The sequence below is a fragment of the Lysinibacillus macroides genome (assembly GCF_001281525.1).
Lineage (GTDB): Bacteria > Bacillota > Bacilli > Bacillales_A > Planococcaceae > Lysinibacillus > Lysinibacillus macroides.
The window spans coordinates 480,197-502,918 of the sequence record NZ_LGCI01000005.1; the positions used below are offsets into that span (position 1 = coordinate 480,197).

Below are 22,722 nucleotides of genomic sequence, written 5' to 3' on the forward strand. Positions count from 1 at the left end.
GAGGGGTGTAAGGATGAATTTAGGTCGAATTGGAACAGCCATGATTACGCCATTTAAAGATGATGGCACAATTAATTACCCAGAATTAGAACGTATTATTAATCATTTAATCGACAATGGTACAGATTGTATTGTTGCTTGCGGTACAACTTCTGAAAATCCAACAATGTCGACTGAGGAAAAAATTGAGGTTGTACGCTTTACTGTCGAGAAAGCAGCAGGTCGAGTACCTGTCATTGCAGGTACAGGAGATAATGAAACAGCCTACTCAATTATGATGACACATAAGGCAGAGGAAAATGGTGCAGATGGTATTATGCTAGTAGCACCATACTATAATAAGCCAAATCAACGAGGTATTTTTGCCCACTTTGAAACAATTGCCAAACAAACAAATTTACCAGTTATGCTCTATAATGTTCCTGGACGAACAGGTGTGAATGTGACCTATGAAACTTCTGTTGCCTTAAGCAAGATTCCTAACATTGCTTGGATCAAGGAAGCAAGTGGCAATTTAGATCAGATGGGCGATATTATTGAAAATGTTGATCCTGTTGATGATTTCTTAGTGTATAGTGGGGATGATGGTTTAACATTGCCGCTCATGGCAATTGGCGGAGCAGGCGTTATTTCGGTAGCTGCCCATGTAGTAGGTAATGATATGCAATTAATGATTAAAGCGTTTGAAGAAGGGAACCATGAGCTAGCAGCTAAAATTCATCGGGCTTTATTACCGCTAGTACGTGCGCTGTTTGCTCAACCAAATCCATCGCCTATTAAATACGCGATGACTAAATTAGGCTTTGACACACTTAATGTTCGTCTACCAATGATGGAAATGACGGATGAAGAAAAGGCGAACTTTGACCGAATTTGGGATACGTATCAAGAAAAAGCGAAAAATTTTAGATAATAGCTCAAAATAAGGCTAGTAGAAAAATCAGATCCTATCTCTGATTTTCTACTAGCTTTTTATAATGAACAGATTCAGATTCAACAAAGGGCATGGAGTCATTCAAGCTCAATGTCTTTTAGTATTTTTTTACAGGGTAGAAGTTTTGTTCATAAACAACTATATATGAAGAGCTTTGATAGAGGGCGTGATAGCAACCCTGACCCTTGTTTCAATTAATGGCTTTGATGATACTAAATAAAAGCCCTTCAGTTGGTGTTTTTCCAGCTACTAGCAGTATAAAATTTCAGGAAAATCTATTTTCACTGTGAAACATGTATTTTTAATTTGTGCAAAAGCTGTGCAAACCGTATAATAAATGTTAAGTGGTTGCTGTTCGGGATATTTTTAGGAGGAAATAAATTGACAAAAAAGAAAAATGAATTAATCCGTATCATCCCTCTTGGGGGCGTGGGCGAGATTGGAAAAGCAATGTACGTAGTAGAAATTGATGAAGAGCTATTTGTGGTGGATAGTGGTTTAATGTTCCCAGAAGACGAGATGCTTGGTATCGATATCGTCATTCCTGATATTACGTACTTAGAAGAAAACAAAGAACGTGTAAAAGGTATTTTCTTAACACATGGCCATGAAGATGCTATTGGCTCTATTGCCTATGTGTTACAAAAAGTAAAGGCTCCTGTGTACGGATCGAAATTAACAATTGCTCTAGCAAAAGAACATTTAAAAGAATTACCTGCACCCTATCAGGTAAAGTTTTTTGAAGTAACCAACCGTAGTCGTATGAATTTTAACTCAACGTATGTAACATTCTTCCATACAACACATAGTATTCCCGATTCGTTAGGGGTAGTGTTCCATACATCTGAAGGCGCAATTGTTCATACAGGAGAGTTTAAATTTGATCAATCCGCGACAGGAAAATTTAAGCCTGATTTAGCAAAAATGGCCCAATTAGGGGAAGAAGGCGTCTTTATTTTGTTATCTGAGTCGTGTGAAGCAGAGCGACCAGGCTATACGACATCGGAGATTGTGATTGAAGAACAATTATCAAAAACATTCCACTCAGCACCAGGTCGTATTTTAGTAGCTGTCTATGCATCAAACTTTATTCGTATTCAACAAGTGTTTGCTCAAGCTCAAAAGTCATTCCGTAAAGTAGTAATTGTTGGTAAACCTTTAGAAAAAGCTGTAGATTTAGGTGTTCAGTTGGGCTATTTAACGGTGGATGAAGAGACGATTATTCCAATTTCAGAAATGCAAAAATATCAAGATGATGAAATTATTATTATTATTACAACAGGAAATCGAGGAGAGCCACTGGATGCATTAGAAAAAATTGTGCGTAAGCATCATCGTGATATTAAAATTAAGCAGGGCGATACAGTATTAATTACATTTACACCTTCTCCTGGTATGGAGGTGCAAATGGCAAATACGATGAACGCTCTGTCAAAAGCAGGCGCTGAAATTTTGACTTCCAGCAAAAATGTCCATGTATCAGGGCATGGCAGTCAGGAAGATCTAAAGCTTATGCTCAATTTAATGCAGCCAAAGTATTTTATCCCTGTGCAAGGTGAATACCGTATGCTTATTGCACACTCTAAGCTTGCGCAGCAGCTAGGTATGCAAAAATCACAAATATTTATCGCTGATAAAGGGGATATCGTAGAATATAAAAATAATAAAATGCGTATGAGTGGACGTGTACAAGCTGGTAATGTCTTAATTGACGGGATTGGTGTAGGTGATGTAGGCAATATTGTGCTGCGTGATCGTAAATTATTGTCGCAGGATGGGATTTTTATTGTCGTCGTGACATTAAATCGAGCACAAAAGAAAATTGCCTCTGGTCCAGAAATATTATCACGAGGCTTTGTCTATGTACGTGAGTCAGAGGAATTAATGATTGAGGCATCTGATATTGCTAAAAATGTCATTGAAAAATATGTTGGCAAAGATACATTTGAATGGACAAATATTAAGCAGGAAATTCGAGACACATTAAATACGTATTTATTCCAAAAAACAAAGCGTCGTCCGATGATTATCCCAATTATTATGGAGTATTAAGAATCAGATAATTATTAAAGCTTTGCAAAAGAAAGGATTTTCTCCCAATTACGGTGGAAAATCCTTTTTTTGAAATTATTAGGTTCTACATGCTATGATTAGCTGCATATATAAAGTGAACCTTCAATCAATGGGAGGCTGTATGGTCCCTCTGATTGGACATTTCACTAATCGGGTTTTTACAGGCTGCCCGCCCTCACTTCAACTTTGAAGTAGAGGTCTGACGCTACGCTTTCGGTACAAAAAAGATTGTTAATACGGGATAAAATGGATTGCAGAAGAAGGTGAAATAGATGGCAGTAAGTAAGAAAAAAAAAGCGACTAAAAGCAAGGCAACAACTGAGAAAAAAGAAATGCATCCGCTTATGTATGAAATTCTAGGTTTACTCTTCATTGCGTTAGCAATCATTATGATTTTTGAATATGGTGTGATTGGGCGTACGTTACAAACGATCGCCATGTTTTTTTTAGGCAATTTGCATTTTGCTGTGCCATTTATGCTCGTATTTATTGCACTATTATTGATGATTGGCCGTAAAAAAGTAGGGATGAAGGATCGTTTAATACTGGGGATGTTGCTGATTATTATGAGTTTAACCATTTTTAGTCATGGGATCTTATTTGAGCAATTATCAAAATCAGGTGGTTTATTATCTGACTCTGTGTTACGTGAATCATGGCGAATTTTAATCAGTACAGATGGCATTATACACCGTAGTAACGCTTTAGGTGGTGGGATGCTTGGGGCGCTTTTATACAGTGGATTGCATGTTCTCTTCGAAGCAACAGGCGCAAAGGTTGTAGCGTGGGTTATTTTCTTTATTGGCTTAATTCTTGTTACAGGAAAAGCATTAGTGCCTTATTTAGCAGAAAAAATGCCTGATTTATTTGGGAAATGGAAAAAAAAGCATCATGAAAAGAAGAAAAATACACCTAAAAAGCCAAATAATCGTCGCTCGAGAGCAGAACATACAGATGAAATAGCTGCAGAGGAGCAAACTACTGATCATCCAGTATATGAAGAGGAAGAACCTTCTCATGAGCCAATTATTTCTGCCTTTACGCAAAACGTGTCACAGGAGAGAGATGGGTTTGATATTCCACATATGGTGGAAAATGAACTGGAAGAAGCAGTGGAGGATGTCCATATCCAAGGTACGGACGCTGTAGAAAATGCAGATTATCAATTGCCGTCTTATCATTTATTACAATTACCACCTCAGCATGATCAAAGTGGTGAATATTCGGTGATTCAAGCAAATGCTAAAAAACTTGAACAGACATTGCAAAGCTTTGGTGTCAAGGCGAAGGTGACACAGGTTCATTTAGGACCAGCCGTTACAAAATATGAAATTTTACCTGACATAGGTGTAAAAGTAAGTAAAATCGTTAATTTACAAGATGACCTTGCTTTAGCGCTTGCTGCAAAAGATATTCGGATGGAGGCACCCATTCCGGGAAAATCGGCTATTGGCATTGAAGTTCCAAACAGTGAGGTAGCTATTGTGACATTGCGCGAGGTATTAGAATCGAAGGATGGTGCAAAGCCGGAAGCTTTATTGCAAGTAGCACTAGGGCGTGATATTACGGGACAGGCTGTTTTAGCAGAGCTTAATAAAATGCCTCATTTACTTGTAGCAGGTTCAACAGGGAGTGGGAAAAGTGTCTGTATAAATGGCATTATTGTCTCTATACTAATGCGTACGAAACCACATGAAGTAAAATTAATGATGATTGACCCAAAAATGGTGGAATTAAATGTCTACAATGGGATACCTCATTTATTAGCACCTGTTGTGACGGATGCGCGCAAAGCTTCGCAAGCACTAAAAAAAGCAGTTGCTGAAATGGAACGTCGTTATGATCTATTTTCTCATACAGGGACGCGAAATATTGAAGGCTATAATGCACATGTCCAAAGAATGAATGACCAAACAGATGAAAAGCATCCAAAATTACCATATATTATAGTGATTGTGGATGAGTTAGCAGACCTCATGATGGTTGCGTCCAATGATGTGGAGGATTCCATTACACGATTAGCACAAATGGCACGAGCGGCAGGGATTCATTTGATTATTGCCACGCAAAGACCAAGCGTTGATGTTTTAACAGGTGTAATTAAAGCGAATATTCCTTCGAGAATTGCCTTTGCTGTATCCTCAGCCATTGATTCAAGAACGATCCTAGATATGGGTGGGGCAGAGCGCCTACTTGGTCGTGGCGATATGTTATTTTTACCTGCTGGTGCTTCCAAGCCAAAAAGGGTACAAGGCGCCTTTTTATCCGATCAAGAAGTTGAATCAGTTGTTAATTTTGTTATAGAACAGCAAAAGGCACAGTACCAAGAGGAAATGATTCCTACTGAGGAGGAAACAATTTTAGAGGAAACGGATGAATTATATGATGAAGCTGTACAATTAGTGGTCAATATGCAAACAGCATCTGTTTCTATGCTTCAGCGCCGCTTCCGTATCGGCTACTCAAGGGCTGCACGTATTGTTGATCAAATGGAGCAACGTGGAATTGTTGGGCCACCTGAGGGCAGTAAGCCTCGTCAAGTGCTTATCCATCAATATGAAAGCTAAACAAAAAATAGGCTATTAAAAAAGGCTGCTTCTGACTCCTTGTCCATTTATTTGTAATGGAAATTAAAAATGAATGAATTCTATAACAGATTTTATGCAAAACTATTTATTTCATGATGTAAAAGTGTTATATTTATGAACGATTAGTAGGAATGTTGTACATCAGATGTCTGATCTCTGATTTTGGTGGTGATATATGTGACTATTAAAGCAGATCATCGTCATCTCTATCTTCAAGTAATTGATCGTTTAAAATCTGATATTGAGGCTGGCATTTTCAAGGAAAATGAAAAGCTGCCTTCAGAATTTGAATTATCGAAATCACTAGGAGTCAGTCGAGCAACACTTAGAGAAGCACTTCGACTGTTGGAAGAGGAAAATGTAATTGTGCGCCGACATGGGGTTGGGACTTTTGTTAATCCTAAGCCGTTGTTTACATCAGGCATTGAGCAGTTATCAAGCATTTCTTCTATGATCGAGGCAGCGGGTATGGAGCCGGGTTCGCGTTTTTTAAAGGCAACGGAGCACATTCCTTCTGAGGAAGATTTAAAACGCTTCCAATGTGATGACGAAGATAAAATACTCACAATTGAACGTGTCAGAACAGCGGATGGTGAGCCAGTCGTTTATTGTATAGATAGACTACCAGCACGCTTCCTGCCTACTGACTTTGTTGACAAAAAAGAAGTTTCACTGTTCTCTGCTCTCGAACAATCTGGGAAAATTCATGTTGCCTATGCGATTACCTATATTGATCCAGTTGGCTATCATGAGCAAGCTTCACCGATTTTAGACTGTGGACGTGAAACAGCGCTTTTAGTATTAAAACAATTGCATTACGATGAGCATGATCAAGTAGTGCTTTATTCAAAAAATTATTTCCGAGCTGATAAATTCAGCTTCCATGTAGTTCGTAAACGGGTGTAGAACATTTCTAAATTTTTTCCTGCTAATTACAATACCTTTGGGGGGTTAAAACATGAAAAAACGTAAATTTGGTTTAGTATTAACATCAGTATTAGCGGCAAGTGCTATTTTAGGTGCATGTGGTGCAAAAGACGACGACAAACCTGCAAAAGACAATGATAATGCTTCAGGTGGTAACAACACAGAAGAAGCTTTCTCAGTAGCGATGGTTACGGACGTAGGTGGCGTTGATGACAAATCATTCAACCAATCTGCATGGGAAGGTGTTCAAGCTTACGGTAAAGAACACGGATTATCAAAAGGTGATGGTGGCTTCGACTACTTACAATCAAAATCAGATGCAGACTATGATGCAAACTTAAACGCATTATTACGTCGTGACTTTAATTTAATTTTCGGTATTGGTTATATGATGGAGGACGCGATGGCTGCTATTGCGGATGAAAATCCAGAGGGTCAATTCGCGATTATTGATGCGGAAGTACCAGCAGATAACGTTGTATCCGTACTGTTTAAAGAGCAAGAGGGAGCGTTCTTAGCAGGTGTAGCAGCTGCTAAAATGTCCCAATCAGGTAAAATTGGTTTCGTAGGTGGCGTAGATATTCCAGTTATTAATCGCTTTGAAGCTGGGTTTATTGAAGGGGCAAAAGCTGTAAATCCTGATATCGTGATCGAAGATAAATATACAGGTGCATTCGATAAAGCAGATGTTGGTAAAATTACAGCAAACAGCATGTATTCTTCAGGTGTTGATGTAATCTTCCATGCTGCTGGTGCAACTGGTAATGGTGTATTCTCTGAAGCAAAAGAACGTAAGAAAAAAGATCCTGATGCGAATATTTGGGTAATCGGTGTAGATGCTGACCAATACGAAGAAGGTAAAGTGGATGACCAAACAAACGTTACATTAACTTCTATGTTAAAAGGTGTTAATACAGCAGTAGTTGATATTTCAAATAAAGCAAAAAATGGTGAATTCCCAGGTGGAGAAACGCTTGTATACGGTTTAGCTGAAGAAGGCGTTAAACTTGCAGATTCACGAGGTGCAATTCCAGAAGATGTACAAAAGGTAATCGATGAATATAAAGAAAAAATTGCTAAGGGTGAAATTGTCGTTCCAGAAAAAGTGGAAAAATAATTCATCTTTTGATCATCATAAGGGACTTCTTGAAGGACCTTATGATGATTTTTCAATCTATCGTTATATTTAGATTATTTGCAATTCTCTATTTGATGACCATATGAGGTAGTCATAAAGAAAAAATATTGATGGGAACAAATTAATAGAAGAAAGGTTTCAACGATGACCTTTCCTGTGTTAATTTAGCAAAACACCTACCTCTATAGGTGGGATTAAATCAGTGAATAAAGTATAGCCTCTGGTAATGAAAGAAGGCACAAGGGTTTGTTAGCCAGCACTACATATTAAGCGACAAACTTGCGAAGCCTTATCCATTTCAAGCACTGGACGTATTGCTAATCTGTACCATCAGTCATTGTATGCGCTAAGGCAAAATTACTTACTATAGTGCCTATTAAGGGAGTGACAAAATTGGAATATGTGATTGAAATGCTAGGAATCCGTAAAGAATTCGGACAGTTCGTGGCGAATGATAACATCACCCTCCAACTGAAACAAGGCGAAATCCATGCATTGCTAGGTGAAAATGGTGCAGGTAAATCGACTTTAATGAACGTCCTTTTTGGTTTGTATCAACCAGAGGGTGGCGAAATCCGTGTTCGTGGGAAGGCTGTTAAAATTACAAACCCGAATGTTGCCAATGATTTAGGAATTGGTATGGTGCATCAACACTTTATGTTGGTAGAAAACTTTACAGTAACAGAGAATATTATTTTAGGTTCTGAGCCTACTAAAATGGGAATTGTTAATATCAAGGATGCGGCAAAAAAGGTACAAGCCCTTTCTGAAAAATATGGATTAGATGTTGATCCGTATGCCAAAATTGAAGATATTACGGTGGGGATGCAGCAACGTGTTGAAATTTTAAAAACATTGTATCGTGGTGCTGAAATTTTAATTTTTGATGAACCAACAGCATCCTTAACACCACAAGAAATTACAGAGTTAATCCAAATTATGCGACGCCTTATTGCAGAGGGGAAATCCATTATTTTAATTACCCATAAGCTGAAGGAAATTATGGAAGTATCTGATCGTGTCACAATTATTCGTAAGGGTGAAGGGATAGGCACAGTTGTAACCGCTAACACAAACCCTAATCAGCTTGCTGAAATGATGGTTGGCCGTCAGGTTGAATTTAAAACGAAAAAAATTGAGGCAAACCCAACGGAAGAAGTGCTAGCCATTGAGAACTTGGTTGTAACGGATTATCGAAACATTGATAAAGTAAAAGGACTTCATCTGAATGTTCGCAAAGGTGAAATCGTAGGTATTGCTGGTATTGATGGTAACGGTCAGTCCGAGTTAATTGAGGCCATTACAGGTCTACGTAAAATTAAAAGTGGTACTGTGAAGCTAAACGGTCAAGATATTACAAACATGAAGCCTCGTAAAATTACAGAGGAAGGCGTTGGTCATATTCCACAAGACCGTCATAAGCATGGCTTAGTATTAGATTTTCCGATTGGTCATAATATTGTGTTGCAGACATATTACCAAGCCCCAATTGCTAAAGGCTTTGTGATGGATTATAAAAAAGTATCAGAGAAAGCTCGTCAAATCATTAAAGAATATGATGTGCGTACAGGAAATGGTGAAATGACACCAGCACGTGCGCTATCTGGTGGTAACCAACAAAAGGCGATTATTGGTCGTGAAATAGACCGAAACCCAGATTTATTAATTGCAGCTTTACCAACGCGTGGTCTCGATGTAGGGGCTATTGAATTTATTCACTCCCGCCTGATTGAGCAGCGTGATAAAGGAAAAGCTGTTCTGTTAATCTCATTTGAATTAGATGAGGTTATGAATGTATCAGATCGTATTGCTGTTATTTATGATGGACAAATTGTCGATGAGTTAAATCCAAAACAAACAACAGAACAAGAGCTTGGCTTACTAATGGCAGGGCAAAGTAAAAAAAATAACAAGCGTGATGTGAAGGAGGGGAACGACTAATGTCAAATCGTGTCATTAATATCCTCGTTCCTATCGTCTCTATTATTATCGGTTTAATTGTAGGCGCTATCGTTATGGTAGTGAGTGGCTATGATCCAATACAAGGTTATATCGCTCTTTGGACAGGTATTTTTGGAGATTCATATTCAATCGGGAACACAATTCGTCAAATTACACCGTATATATTGGCAGGTCTTGCAGTAGCATTTGCCTTCCGCACAGGCTTATTTAATATTGGGGTTGAAGGTCAGCTGATTTTGGGCTGGCTAGCAGCGGCTTGGGTAGGCTATGCATTTGAATTACCGAAAGTCATTCACTTACCCTTAGCATTGCTAGCGGCAGCAGCTGCAGGGGCGTTTTGGGCCTTTATTGCAGGTTTCTTAAAAGCGAAATTTAAAGTACATGAAGTTATTGCGACAATTATGCTGAACTATACGGCGCTTTATATTGCGAACGCTGTGATTAAAAAATTGTCAGATGGCGGTTTTAAAACAGAACGTGTTCTTGAGTCGGCTTCATTACGTTCTCCATTTTTAAGAGAGCTTACAGACAACTCAAGTCTTCACTATGGAATCATTGTGGCCCTTTTAATGGTCGTAGTGATGTGGTTTATTTTAGAAAAAACAACGCGTGGCTATGAGCTAAAGGCAGTAGGTTTTAACAAAAATGCGGCTGATTATGCAGGTATGAGCGTTAACAAAAATATTATTTTAGCCATGACGATTTCAGGTATGTTCGCAGGTCTTGGTGGTGCGATGGAAGCGCTAGGTACGTTCCAAAACGCATCCATTAAACCAGGCTTTACAGGTATTGGCTTTGATGGAATCGCCGTTGCTCTGCTTGGTGCGAATACACCGCTTGGGGTAGTATTCGGTGCTTCTCTTTTTGGTTCTTTGAAATATGGCGCTCTTAATATGCCAAACGCTGCAGGTATTCCAGAAGAAATTGTATCGATTATTATCGCATTAATTATTTTCTTCGTTGCATCAGGTTACATTATTCGAGTAGGCTTACAGAAGCTGAGCAAGAAAAAGGAGGGACAATAACATGAGCTTTTTAGAAATGTTATATTTCATCATCCCTTCAGCAATTCTTTATGCAACACCTTTAATATTTACAGCTATCGGTGGTGTATTCTCTGAACGCTCTGGTGTTGTCAACATCGGACTAGAAGGCTTAATGATTATTGGCGCTTTTGTTGGGATATATGTAAATTTAGAGTATGCTTCACAATTAGGTGCAGCAACCATTTGGATAGCGATGTTAGCGGCTGTTGTAATTGGTGGGATTTTCTCTCTTTTCCATGCAGTAGCTTCCATTTCCTTCCGTGCTGATCAAACGGTATCAGGGGTGGCTATCAACTTATTGGGCTTAGCTGTTTCTGTCTTTTTAGTAAAAATGATTTATGATAAAGGTCAAACAGATATGATTACACGACCAATTGGCCGCTTTGCTATTCCCTATTTAGAGAATATTCCATTCTTTGGACCTTTATTATTCCGTGATGTTTATAGTACATCGATTTTAGCCTTTGCAGTAGCCATTGGTGCATGGTTTATTATTTATAAAACGCCATTTGGCTTACGTCTTCGCGCAGTTGGTGAGCATCCAATGGCAGCAGATACAATGGGGATCAATGTTAATAAAATGCGTTATATTGCCGTTGTCATTTCTGGGGCATTAGGCGGGCTTGGCGGTGCAGTCTATGCACAAACAATTACAGGTGATTTCTCACATGCAACAATTGCTGGACAGGGCTTTATGGCCATTGCAGCGATGATTTTTGGGAAATGGCATCCAATTGGTGCATTAGGTGCGGCCCTATTCTTTGGGTTAGCACAAACATTAAGTATTGCAGGAAGTCAGATTCCATTTATCGAAAATGTGCCAGCTGTCTATCTGCAAATTTTACCATATGTGCTAACAATTCTTGCATTAGCAGGCTTTATTGGTAAAGCAAATGCACCAAAAGCTAGCGGACAACCATATATTAAAGGGAAACGCTAGGAACAAGGTCACGCTTTAAAAGACTGAGCGAAAGATGCTCAGTCTTTTTGCTATGTCAACTTAGCTAGTACAGTGTATTTTTTAATTTTTCCATACATACTTTGGATTCTTTTTGCAATTATAGACAATAGACATGTATAGTATGTGTAGTACATCGTTATATTAAGAAGGATAGGAGGGTTTCATATGTTTAAAACAATACCTTTTGCAAAAGGTGTCAATTTGCATATCCGACAAACGACCCAATTTAAAACCGTAAATTTTTCAATTAAATGGAGAAGAGCATTAACAGCTAAAAGTGCATCAGAACGTACAGTGTTAACAAATGTACTACAGCACAGTAATGCTAAATATAAGACAACGGCTGCTTTTCGAAGCTTTTTAGACGACTTGTATGGCACTGTGTTATATTTTGATACATCAAAGCGTGGCAATGAACATACAGTGCTGATGAATGTTGAGACTGTGAATGATCATTATTTAGCCAATACAAGTGTGTTAAACCATGTACTTGATTTATTACACACAGCAATTTTTGAGCCAAATTTAGAAAACGGTGTCTTTAAGGAATCCATTGTAGAACGTGAGAAGCAAACCGTTATTCAACGTATTGAATCGATTTTTGATGATAAATCTCGTTTTGCACAGGTTCGTTTGCAACAAATTTTAAGACCAAATGAGCCTGCCTCCATTTCAGCAAATGGTAGTGTAGAGGAAATTCGAAAAATTACACCTGACTCGCTATTTGAAGCCTATCAATCCATGCTTGCTGATGATAAAATAGATATTTATGTCGCTGGCGATATTAATGAAGCAGAAATTGTAGCAAAATTACAGCAAGCGCTACCATTTAAAGACCGCACACCAGAGGAAGTGCCAGCAGTGTTGCCACAACAGCACCCTGACAATGATTATGTAAGAGAACAGCATGAGATGAAGCAAGGGAAATTGCATATTGGCTTTAGTACAGCCGTTAAATTCGGTGATCCAGACTTTGCCAAAATGCAAATTTTTAATGGTATTTTTGGCGGCTATCCACATGCTAAATTATTTATGAATGTCCGTGAAAAAGAAAGCTTGGCTTATTATGCCTCAAGTGCCTATGCTTCACATTATGGTTTAATTTTTGTGGTTTCTGGTATTGAGGCTAAAAATGAAGAAAAAGCATTGTCATTAATTAAAGAACAATTAGTTGCTATGCAGACAGGAACTATTTCAGATTTAGAGCTGGAGCAAACAAAGGCAATGCTGACGAATCAGTTAAAGGAATCCTTAGATTCTGCACGTGGACAAATTGAAATTTTTGATCAATATAAAAATTTACCCGAGGAGTTCTCTGTGGAAGCTTGGGCGAATAAGTGGAAAGCTGTGACGAAGGAAGATGTTGTGGAGATGGCGAAGCAAGTGCAGCTTGAAGCGGTCTATTTCTTATATGGAAAGGAGCAAGCCGCCCAATGAAGACAATTGAATTTAAGCAATTAGATGAAACACTTTATTATGAAAAACTAGCGAATGGCTTAGACGTTTATATTTTACCGAAAAAAGGTTTTTCAAAAACCTTTGTAACATTTACAACTAAATATGGCTCTGTTGATCGTACATTTGTGCCAATTGGTGAAACGGAAAGCGTAACAGTACCAGATGGTATTGCTCATTTTTTAGAGCATAAAATGTTTGAAAAAGAAGACGGCGATGTTTTTCAGAAATTTAGCGAGTATGGTGCTTCTGCCAATGCCTTTACATCATTTACACGTACGGCTTATTTATTTTCATCCACGGATCATATTTATAAAAGTACAGAAACATTATTAAATTTTGTCCAGGAGCCATACTTTACAGAAGCGACTGTTAACAAGGAAAAGGGTATTATTGGGCAGGAAATTACCATGTATGATGACCAGCCTGATTGGCGTTTATATTTTGGGACAATTGAAAATATGTACCATCAGCATCCTGTGAAAATTGATATCGCAGGGACAATTGAATCCATTGACGGGATTACGGCAGATCATTTATATACATGCTACAATACTTTTTACCATCCATCCAATATGTTATTATTTGTAATTGGGGCAGTAGATCCAGAGGAAATGATGACCTTTATTCGTGAAAATCAAGGGAAAAAGGAATTCTCTGAACCTACACCCATTCAACGCTTCTTTGACAAAGAGCCGACAGAGGTAGCCATTAAAGAACGTACATTAAATATGGATGTACAAAAGCCTAAGGTATATGTTGGCCTAAAGGCAAAGGAAACAAATTTATCCGGTCGTGACATGTTGAAACATGAGCTAGCTGTTCAAATTGCGCTTGAGATTATTTTTGGACGTACCTCTAAATTTTATGAACATGTTTATGAAGTAGGCTTAATTGATGAAACCTATGCCTTTGATTTTACATTAGAAAAGGGCTTTGGCTTTGCTATGATTGGATCTGATTCAACAGAGCCGAATCAATTGGCACAGGCCATTCTAGCAGAATTAGCAAAATATGAGGGAGATGCTAAGTTTGAAAGTGCTGATTTAGAGCGAATAAAGCGTAAAAAAATCGGCTTCTTCTTACGTGCACTCAATTCTATTGAGTTTATTGCAAACCAATTTACACGTTATTCATTTAACGATATGAATTTATTTGATGTAGTCCCAGTTCTCGAAGAATTAACGACTGATGATTTGCATAAGGCTTTTGCTTCGATTCAAGGTGAATCTCAACAAACTATATTCAAAATTTTACCAACCAAGCAGGCTGCACAGTGAAAAAGTTTGCGCTTATCTTAGGTGCATCGGGTGAGATTGGTCACGCTATTTGTCGAAGTTTAGCGGAAGATGGCTGGTCCCTCTATATACATTATTCGCAAAATCTTCCAGCAGCACAGGCTTTATACGATTTTCTGTCGAATAATTTCCCTGCACAAGAGTTTATGCTTGTACAGGGAGATTTTTCAACATCCACTGGTGCTGATATGGTAGCTCCACAGATTTTTAATGTGCAAGCTATTGTTTTTGCAAATGGGCAAGCACATTATGCATTGCTGGAGGAAACAGCAGTGGAGGATATGGATGCCTTATGGCGCGTTCATGTACAAAACCCTATGCGACTAACAGCTCTACTTGCTGGCAAACTTCGCAAACATGCTGTTAGTTATGTGCTATTTATTGGCTCTATTTGGGGAGAAGCAGGCTCAGCAGGAGAAGCACTGTATGCGACTGTCAAAGGGGCACAGCATGCCTTTGTTAAATCTTTTGCAAAAGAGGCTGCATTATCTCGTATCAGAGTGAATGCAATTGCTCCAGGTTTTATCAATACATCTATGAACAGCCATTTAAGTCAAGAGGAACTCGATTATATTTTAGAAGATATTCCACTAGGCGAGATTGGACAAACAAAGGATGTAGCTGAAATGGTACGTTTTTATTTGTCAGGGAAGGCTGATTATGTAACAGGACAAATTCTTCGATTAAATGGAGGTTGGTACATATAATACTGTCCTTTGCACATACTACATGTGTAAAGGAGGAGGAGCATATGACCATTTTAGAAAACTGGCAAAAATGGACATCGTTTTTAGGACAAAATGTGATGCAAGCAGAATCAAGCGGTATGCCAAAGCAAATGATTCAACAAGCTGCTGTACAAATTGGTGAATATTTGGCGGCCAATGTCGATCCTAAAAATGAACAAGAGCGCGTGCTGTCGGATTTATGGGGCGTTGCCTCTGAAGATGAAAAGCATGCCTTGGCGAATTGTGTCGTAAAGCTTGTACAAAATAAGCATGTACAGTAAAAAAGAGGAGAGCTAATCTCCTCTTTTTTCTATACACTTCCACTAAAAACGGGAACGTATGTAAGCCTATCTAATACGCATCTAAAAAAATTAGTATGTTTTTAAAAATAACGCTGTAATTCCATGCATTCTAACTTTCCATTACATAAAAAATCAGCTATGATGGAACTTATAAAGGATTTTTTACGTTAACTAATAGGAAGGGAACGAGTGTGTTTGAGCGATTGGTACTTTGAATATGAAATTCAGGTGAATCGCCCTGGATTATTAGGAGATATTGCTTCACTTTTAGGGATGCTTCGTGTCAATATTATATCAATAAATGGCGTTGATGAGGATCGACGTGGTATGTTAGTGCATACAGACAATGATGAAGCAATTGAACGTTTTCGGACAATTGTTTCGACAATGGAACATATTAACGTAACCAAATTTCGACAGCCAAAACTTCGAGACCGTTTAGCGCTTAGACATGGTCATTATATTCCTCGAGATGCGGACGAAAAAAATACCTTCCACTTTGTGCGGGATGAGCTGGGAATTTTAGTCGATTTTATGGCAGAACTCTTTAAAAAAGAGGGACATAAACTGATTGGTATACGTGGGATGCCACGTGTGGGGAAAACGGAATCAGTTGTTGCAGCAAGTGTTTGTGCCAATAAAAAGTGGATTTTCCTATCATCTACAATGATTAAGCAAACTGTTCGTAATAAGCTTGTGGGAGATGAATTTAGTAGTAATAATATTTTTATATTAGATGGTATTGTAACACGCCGTTCATCCGATGAGCGCCATATGCAGTTAGTGCGTGAAATGATGAACATGCCATGTATCAAAGTAGTAGAGCATCCTGACATGTTTGTTCAGCATTCAGAATATAAGATAGAAGATTTTGACTATATTATTGAACTACGTCATCACAACGATGAAGAAATTACTTATGAAATAATGGAAAAAAATCATATGTCCGAATCTGATTCATTTGGAGGATTTAATTTTTAATTTGATGTTAAAGTAGGTGTTATTAGTGGCAGAATTAGGGACTCGACTGAAAGAGGCGAGACTGTCTAAAGGCTACAGTTTAGACGATTTACAGGAAATAACGAAAATTCAAAAACGTTATTTAGTAGGAATTGAAGAGGGCAATTATTCCATTATGCCTGGTTCGTTTTATGTACGAGCTTTTATTAAGCAATATGCAGAGGCTGTTGGTTTAAACGCAGAAGAAATTTTAGAGACTTATAAAAATGAACTGCCAAGTACACCAAACGATCAAGTAAGCCAATCCATAACAAATAGTCCTAGCAGACGTAAGGTAACAAAAGGCCCTTCCAATAAATTAATGGAGGCCATGCCCAAAATTATTGTCGCTTTATTTATTATTGTGATTATTGTGGTAATATGGGTGCTATGGCAATCCAGAAATAGCCCAGCATCGACAGAAGTTGACAATGCAACGCCTGAAATGGAATACGATACGCAAGTCAAACCAATTGATAGCGAAAAAGATAAAAAAGACAATAAAGATGCTCAGACAGATGATAAACAGGATACAAATGCTACAGAAGAAACACCAGCTGATGAAGAACAACCTGAAGATGAAGAAACGAAGCAAACAATTTCCGCGGGTACTGTTGAAGCAGACGGAGCAACAACTTCTTATACGTTAACAGGTACAGATGCACTCAAAATTCGCATTGAAGTTTCAGGTCCTACATTTATTGGGATTCGTAACCAACAGCAACAGGAGTTATTGGAGAGGACAGATGTCTATAATGCTGGAGAGGTAGTGGAATTTGATGCCACTGCTGAAAGCTATGTGCGTATCCGTCTTGGTAATTCAACGCAGGCGAAAATCTTTATTAATGACGAGCCTCTAACGTATGCACAGCAAATTGTCACGCAAAATATCGTCATCAATTTCAATAAAGAACAGTAGTCATCCTGTGGTGACTACTTTCTTTCATCATGAAAGGTGTTAGAAAAATGAACATTCCAAATAAAATTACCATCTCTCGAATCTTGCTTATTCCATTTTTTGTTATTGTGATGATGTTTGATTTTGGCTGGGGAACATTGACATTGTTTGGTGCGGAGATGCCCGTCCATCATTTTGTAGGAGCACTTATTTTTATCCTAGCTTCCACAACGGATTGGGTGGATGGTTATTACGCACGTAAATATAATCTTGTCACAACATTTGGGAAATTTTTAGATCCACTCGCTGATAAATTGCTTGTATCAGCTGCTTTTATTTTAATGGTAGAACTAAAGATGGCACCAGCTTGGATCATCATTCTTATTATTAGCCGTGAATTTGCAGTAACAGGTTTGCGACTAATTTTGGCAGGTGGAGGAGAAGTCGTTGCTGCCAATCAGCTAGGAAAAATAAAAACATGGGCACAAATTGTAGCGATTGCGGCAGCTCTTTTACACAATACAATCTTTACACTTATTGGTATTCCCTTCGATATCATTATGCTTTATATTGCATTGTTCTTTACATTATGGTCTGGGTGGGATTATTTCTATCTAAATCGACGTGTTTTACTTGAGTCTAAATAAGAAAGGTCTTGTGTATCATGAATGCTGAAATTCTTGCAGTTGGCTCTGAACTATTATTAGGTCAAATTACGAATACAAATGCAAAATTTATCTCGAGCCAGCTTTCTGAGCTAGGCATAAATGTTTTTTACCATACTGTAGTTGGCGATAATGCTAAACGTTTAGAGCAGGCTATTGAAGTGGCTGAGTCTCGTGCAGATTTAATTATTTTTTCGGGTGGGCTTGGTCCTACAAAGGATGATTTAACAAAGGAGACAATCGCTCGTCATGTTGGTGTCCAGCTTAAAATGGATGAAGTTGCCTTAACGTATATTGAGCAATTTTTTGCTAAACGAGGTCGTTCAATGACGGATAATAATCGTAAACAGGCATTGGTTTTAGCAGGCAGTGAAGTGTTAGCAAATCATCATGGCATGGCGCCTGGCATGATTTTTAAAAAGGATCAACACACTTATATTTTACTGCCAGGGCCACCGAAAGAGCTAGAGCCAATGTTCCAATTTGAGGCAAAGCCAAAGCTCGCTGCTATGCTTAATGATGGAGGAACGATTGCTTCTCATGTTATGCGCTTTTATGGGATTGGTGAGGCTGAGCTTGAGGTACGCGTTCAAGCTATTTTAGATGCTCAAACAAATCCCACTGTTGCACCACTCGCGTCAGATGGTGAGGTAACGTTGCGTGTCACAGCTAAAGCACCAACAGAACAGCAAGCACACCAGCTGATTGATGCCAAAGTTGCAGAGATACAGGCACTTGTGGGTGACTATCAATATGGGGTCAATGATGATTCGCTGGCCTCCAAAACGGTTGAAATGCTGCTGGATAATGAGCTAACAATTGCTGCTGCGGAAAGTTTAACAGCTGGGTTATTTCAATCTGAGCTTGCGGAAATTCCTGGGGTAGGCAATGCGCTGATAGGAGGCGTTGTTACCTATACAGCTGATGCGAAAGTAAAACAGCTCGGCATTGCACAAAAACTAATTGATACACATGGTGTGGTAAGTAGCGAGTGTGCAGCGGCAATGGCAAGTGCTGTGCGTGAAAAATTTGCTACAAATATTGGGATTGGTCTTACAGGAGAAGCAGGTCCCACAGCACATGATCATCAGCCAGTAGGTACGGTTTGGATTGGTATTGCCATTAATGATGAAAAGCCTCTTACATATTTACTGCACCTATCTGGTATGCGGAATACGAATCGACTGCGCGCAGTGAAATTTGCGTGTCATTATTTAATGCAACAGTTAGAAGAACGTGGTTATAAAAAGCGTTATTAAAATAAGGTGAAAAATAGAAATTTGGGTAGAAGAAAACTATCCAAATTTTTATTTTGAAGAATAAACGAATAAATGTTCGCTTTTTTCTTGCGTGATTTCTTAAAAGCAAGTATAGTAGAGATAGACAAAAACAATGAACCGTTTTCGAAGGAGGAAAATGAATGAGTGATCGTAAAGCAGCCTTAGAACAGGCACTAAAACAAATTGAAAAGAATTTTGGTAAAGGTTCCATCATGAAGCTTGGGGAAAAAACCGACTTAGAAATTGCGACATCTTCAAGTGGATCGTTAGCGCTTGATGCAGCATTAGGTGTAGGTGGTTATCCGCGTGGACGAATTATTGAAGTATATGGACCTGAATCATCAGGTAAAACAACTGTTGCACTACACGCTATTGCTGAAGTGCAAGCGACAGGTGGACAAGCAGCATTTATCGATGCTGAGCATGCGCTGGACCCAATCTATGCCCAGAAATTAGGGGTTAATATTGATGAGTTACTATTATCACAGCCAGATACAGGGGAACAGGCACTTGAAATCGCAGAAGCTTTAGTACGCAGTGGAGCGATTGATATTATTGTTATTGACTCTGTTGCAGCCTTAGTGCCAAAAGCAGAAATTGAAGGGGATATGGGGGATTCTCATGTCGGCTTACAAGCTCGTCTAATGTCACAAGCTTTACGTAAACTGTCAGGAGCGATTAATAAATCCAAAACAATTGCTATTTTTATTAACCAAGTTCGTGAAAAAATTGGTGTCATGTTTGGCAATCCAGAGACAACACCAGGTGGACGTGCGCTTAAATTCTATAGCTCTGTGCGTTTAGAGGTACGTCGTGCAGAGGCAATTAAGCAAGGTAATGATATTATGGGTAACCGTACAAAGGTAAAAATTGTGAAAAATAAAGTAGCGCCACCTTTCCGTACAGCAGAGGTAGATATTATGTATGGAGAAGGGATTTCTAAAGAGGGCGAAACAGTCGATTTAGGTGTAGAATTAGATATTGTGCAAAAAAGTGGTTCTTGGTACGCATATGGGGATGAGCGTTTAGGTCAAGGACGAGAAAATGCGAAACAATATTTAAAAGAAAATCCTGCAGTAATGGAGGAAATCGCTAACAAAATTCGTTCTTCCTATGGTATTGCTGCTGCTTCTTATACAATTGCTGCACATGAAGAGGAAGAAATGGACGAAGAATTACTGTCTCTTCTCGAAGAAGAATAGGATCAATGCATTGCTCTTGCGCTAAAAGTAGGAGCAATGCATTTTTTAGTTATCAGCGCTTCTAGCGGTGTGCAAGAAATGGAATTCAGATCCATAATCCTGCTCTGTTGTCTATATTATTGAATTTTTGTGTAGAATAAAGTAGAGGCAACGCTACAATGACTCCATAAATACTGTTGCCTAAAATAGGGCTTGGTAAAAAAGCCATGAAATAGCTGCTATATCTCTTGAAAATATTTCTTATGTACTGGTTTTAAATAAATACTAGAATGCATAAAATATTTTCTAGTGTAAAAGTATTAGGAAAAATATTCAGTGAATGGATAGGACTTACTTTTTTCTTGATGAAGGCGCACAGACGCCCGTCTATCCTTGACAGAGCTTGAGGCTAGCTATACAATAAAATATGTATAATTTCTGAATTATGACTTTAAATAGGCAGTACATTTGATTATATCTTCATTAAATAACTATTTTAATAAAGAGAAATTACAACTTTCAAAGCTTCCTAGTGAAGGGTCTAACGTTGTGATTCCTTTCCAGTGGATAACTAAATATCTACTGGATGAAGATACAGCCTTTGTGAATAGAGTGGATTTTAGGTAAGTGTAACAAAAATCCCATGTTTTTTCACTAAGGATAACATTGATGTATGCGCCGACTGAAACTGTATTACCCAAATAGCAAGAGGAGGTGTTCATATGGATGGAATTACTATCATCTCCGCTTTGCTTGGACTCATCGTTGGTGCCGCTGTTAGCTATATCTACATGAAAAAAGTGAATGACTCAAAAATCACTGGTGCTAAACATGTTGCTGAAACAATTGTTGAAGAAGGAAAACGACAAGCGGAGGCAATGAAAAAAGAAGCACTACTTGAAGCCAAAGATGAAACTCACAAATTTCGTACTGAAGCAGAAAATGACATTCGTGAACGTCGTTTAGAACTTCAAAAACAAGAGAACCGTTTATTGCAAAGAGAAGAGAATCTTGACCGCAAGGATGATACTCTAAATAAGAGAGAAGCAGGCTTAGAGCGTAAAGAACATGCTCTAGCTGAAAGACAACAGCATATTGAACAGATGGAGAGCAAAGTGGACGAGCTCGTTGCATCACAAAAAACAGAGCTAGAACGTATTTCTGCTTTAACAAGAGATGAAGCAAAAACAATTATCTTAAATGAAGTAGAAAAAGAGCTAGCAACAGATATTGCTGTGATGACGAAGGAAGCTGAAACACGTGCGAAAGAAGATTCCGATAAAAAAGCACGTGAAATTTTATCATTAGCACTACAACGCTTTGCTGCAGATCACGTAGCAGAAACAACTGTATCTGTTGTGAATTTGCCAAATGATGAAATGAAGGGACGTATTATTGGTCGCGAAGGCCGTAATATCCGTACATTGGAAACATTAACAGGAATTGATTTAATTATTGATGATACGCCAGAAGCGGTTATATTATCAGGCTTTGATCCAATTCGTCGTGAAACAGCTCGACTTGCACTTGAAAAACTTGTCCAGGACGGCCGTATTCACCCTGCTCGCATAGAGGAAATGGTTGAAAAAGCTCGTCGTGAAGTGGATGAACAAATCCGTGAAACAGGTGAGCAAACAACATTTGAAATTGGTATTCATAATTTACATCCTGATTTAATGAAAATTTTAGGTCGTATGAAATATCGTACAAGCTATGGACAAAACGTCCTAAAACATTCAATTGAAGTCGCCTATTTAGCCGGTTTACTTGCTGCTGAACTTGGTGAAGATGTAGCACTAGCTCGCCGTGCAGGCTTATTACATGATATTGGTAAAGCAATTGACCATGAAGTGGAAGGTAGTCACGTTGAAATTGGCGTGGAATTAGCAACAAAATATAAGGAACATCCTGTCGTTATTAATAGTATTGCTTCGCATCATGGTGATACAGAGGCAACTTCTGTGATCGCAGTATTAGTGGCTGCAGCGGATGCTTTGTCAGCGGCTCGTCCAGGTGCGCGAAGTGAAACACTTGAAAACTATATCCGCAGACTTGAAAAACTAGAGGAAATTTCAGAAAGCTATGATGGCGTAGAAAAATCTTATGCGATTCAAGCTGGACGTGAAATCCGCATCATTGTACAACCTGAAAAAATTGATGACTTAGCTTCCCATCGTCTTGCACGTGATATCCGCAAACGTATTGAGGAAGAACTAGACTATCCAGGTCACATTAAAGTAACAGTCATTCGCGAAACACGTGCTGTGGAGTACGCGAAATAATATTG

The 22,722-nt window shown here is 38.5% G+C and carries 18 protein-coding genes; all 18 read left to right on the forward strand.

Annotated elements, in window-relative coordinates; translation table 11 throughout:
* Positions 1-13: 13 nt before the first annotated feature.
* Positions 14-913, forward strand: coding sequence for a 4-hydroxy-tetrahydrodipicolinate synthase (dapA, locus tag ADM90_RS05200; protein ID WP_053993977.1), 900 nt, complete (start codon positions 14-16; stop codon positions 911-913).
* A 402-nt stretch (positions 914-1,315) separates the two neighbouring features.
* A complete protein-coding gene (locus ADM90_RS05205; RefSeq protein WP_053993978.1) occupies positions 1,316-2,986 on the forward strand; it encodes a ribonuclease J in 1,671 nt (556 codons plus the stop codon).
* A 293-nt stretch (positions 2,987-3,279) separates the two neighbouring features.
* A complete protein-coding gene (locus ADM90_RS05210) occupies positions 3,280-5,574 on the forward strand; it encodes an FtsK/SpoIIIE family DNA translocase (RefSeq protein WP_053993979.1) in 2,295 nt (764 codons plus the stop codon).
* A gap of 198 nt (positions 5,575-5,772) precedes the next feature.
* Positions 5,773-6,501, forward strand: a complete 729-nt coding sequence (locus ADM90_RS05215) for a GntR family transcriptional regulator (RefSeq protein WP_053993980.1) — start codon at positions 5,773-5,775, stop codon at positions 6,499-6,501.
* Between the two features lie 52 nt (positions 6,502-6,553).
* Positions 6,554-7,639, forward strand: coding sequence for a BMP family lipoprotein (locus ADM90_RS05220; protein WP_053993981.1), 1,086 nt, complete (start codon positions 6,554-6,556; stop codon positions 7,637-7,639).
* Between the two features lie 414 nt (positions 7,640-8,053).
* Entirely contained in the window at positions 8,054-9,601 is a 1,548-nt protein-coding gene (locus ADM90_RS05225) for an ABC transporter ATP-binding protein (RefSeq protein ID WP_053993982.1), read from the forward strand.
* Positions 9,601-10,647: an ABC transporter permease gene (locus tag ADM90_RS05230; protein WP_053993983.1), complete on the forward strand. Its 1,047-nt coding sequence runs from the start codon at positions 9,601-9,603 to the stop codon at positions 10,645-10,647. Before ADM90_RS05225 ends, ADM90_RS05230 begins: the two co-directional genes overlap by 1 nt.
* 1 nt (position 10,648) lies before the next feature.
* Complete coding sequence (locus ADM90_RS05235; RefSeq protein WP_053993984.1) at positions 10,649-11,608, forward strand: ABC transporter permease; 960 nt, start codon at positions 10,649-10,651, stop codon at positions 11,606-11,608.
* A 186-nt stretch (positions 11,609-11,794) separates the two neighbouring features.
* Complete coding sequence (gene yfmF, locus ADM90_RS05240) at positions 11,795-13,066, forward strand: EF-P 5-aminopentanol modification-associated protein YfmF (RefSeq protein WP_053993985.1); 1,272 nt, start codon at positions 11,795-11,797, stop codon at positions 13,064-13,066.
* A complete protein-coding gene (yfmH, locus tag ADM90_RS05245) occupies positions 13,063-14,364 on the forward strand; it encodes an EF-P 5-aminopentanol modification-associated protein YfmH (RefSeq protein WP_053993986.1) in 1,302 nt (433 codons plus the stop codon). The genes yfmF and yfmH overlap by 4 nt, the downstream gene beginning before the upstream one ends.
* Entirely contained in the window at positions 14,361-15,089 is a 729-nt protein-coding gene (gene ymfI, locus ADM90_RS05250; RefSeq protein WP_053993987.1) for an elongation factor P 5-aminopentanone reductase, read from the forward strand. The genes yfmH and ymfI overlap by 4 nt, the downstream gene beginning before the upstream one ends.
* A gap of 44 nt (positions 15,090-15,133) precedes the next feature.
* On the forward strand, positions 15,134-15,391 hold the full coding sequence (locus ADM90_RS05255; RefSeq protein WP_053993988.1) for a DUF3243 domain-containing protein: 258 nt from the start codon (positions 15,134-15,136) through the stop codon (positions 15,389-15,391).
* Positions 15,392-15,607: 216 nt separating this feature from the next.
* Entirely contained in the window at positions 15,608-16,393 is a 786-nt protein-coding gene (locus ADM90_RS05260; protein WP_053993989.1) for a DUF3388 domain-containing protein, read from the forward strand.
* A gap of 16 nt (positions 16,394-16,409) precedes the next feature.
* Positions 16,410-17,330, forward strand: a complete 921-nt coding sequence (locus tag ADM90_RS05265) for a helix-turn-helix domain-containing protein (RefSeq protein ID WP_200908516.1) — start codon at positions 16,410-16,412, stop codon at positions 17,328-17,330.
* Positions 17,331-17,377: 47 nt separating this feature from the next.
* Positions 17,378-17,956, forward strand: a complete 579-nt coding sequence (gene pgsA / locus ADM90_RS05270; protein WP_053993990.1) for a CDP-diacylglycerol--glycerol-3-phosphate 3-phosphatidyltransferase — start codon at positions 17,378-17,380, stop codon at positions 17,954-17,956.
* A gap of 17 nt (positions 17,957-17,973) precedes the next feature.
* Positions 17,974-19,233: a competence/damage-inducible protein A gene (locus ADM90_RS05275; RefSeq protein WP_053993991.1), complete on the forward strand. Its 1,260-nt coding sequence runs from the start codon at positions 17,974-17,976 to the stop codon at positions 19,231-19,233.
* A 161-nt stretch (positions 19,234-19,394) separates the two neighbouring features.
* The gene (gene recA / locus ADM90_RS05280; RefSeq protein WP_053993992.1) at positions 19,395-20,456 is read left to right on the forward strand and encodes a recombinase RecA; all 1,062 of its coding nucleotides are present in this window, start codon (positions 19,395-19,397) and stop codon (positions 20,454-20,456) included.
* 701 nt (positions 20,457-21,157) lie between these two features.
* Entirely contained in the window at positions 21,158-22,717 is a 1,560-nt protein-coding gene (gene rny / locus ADM90_RS05285) for a ribonuclease Y (protein ID WP_053993993.1), read from the forward strand.
* The last annotated feature ends 5 nt before the right edge of the window (positions 22,718-22,722 follow it).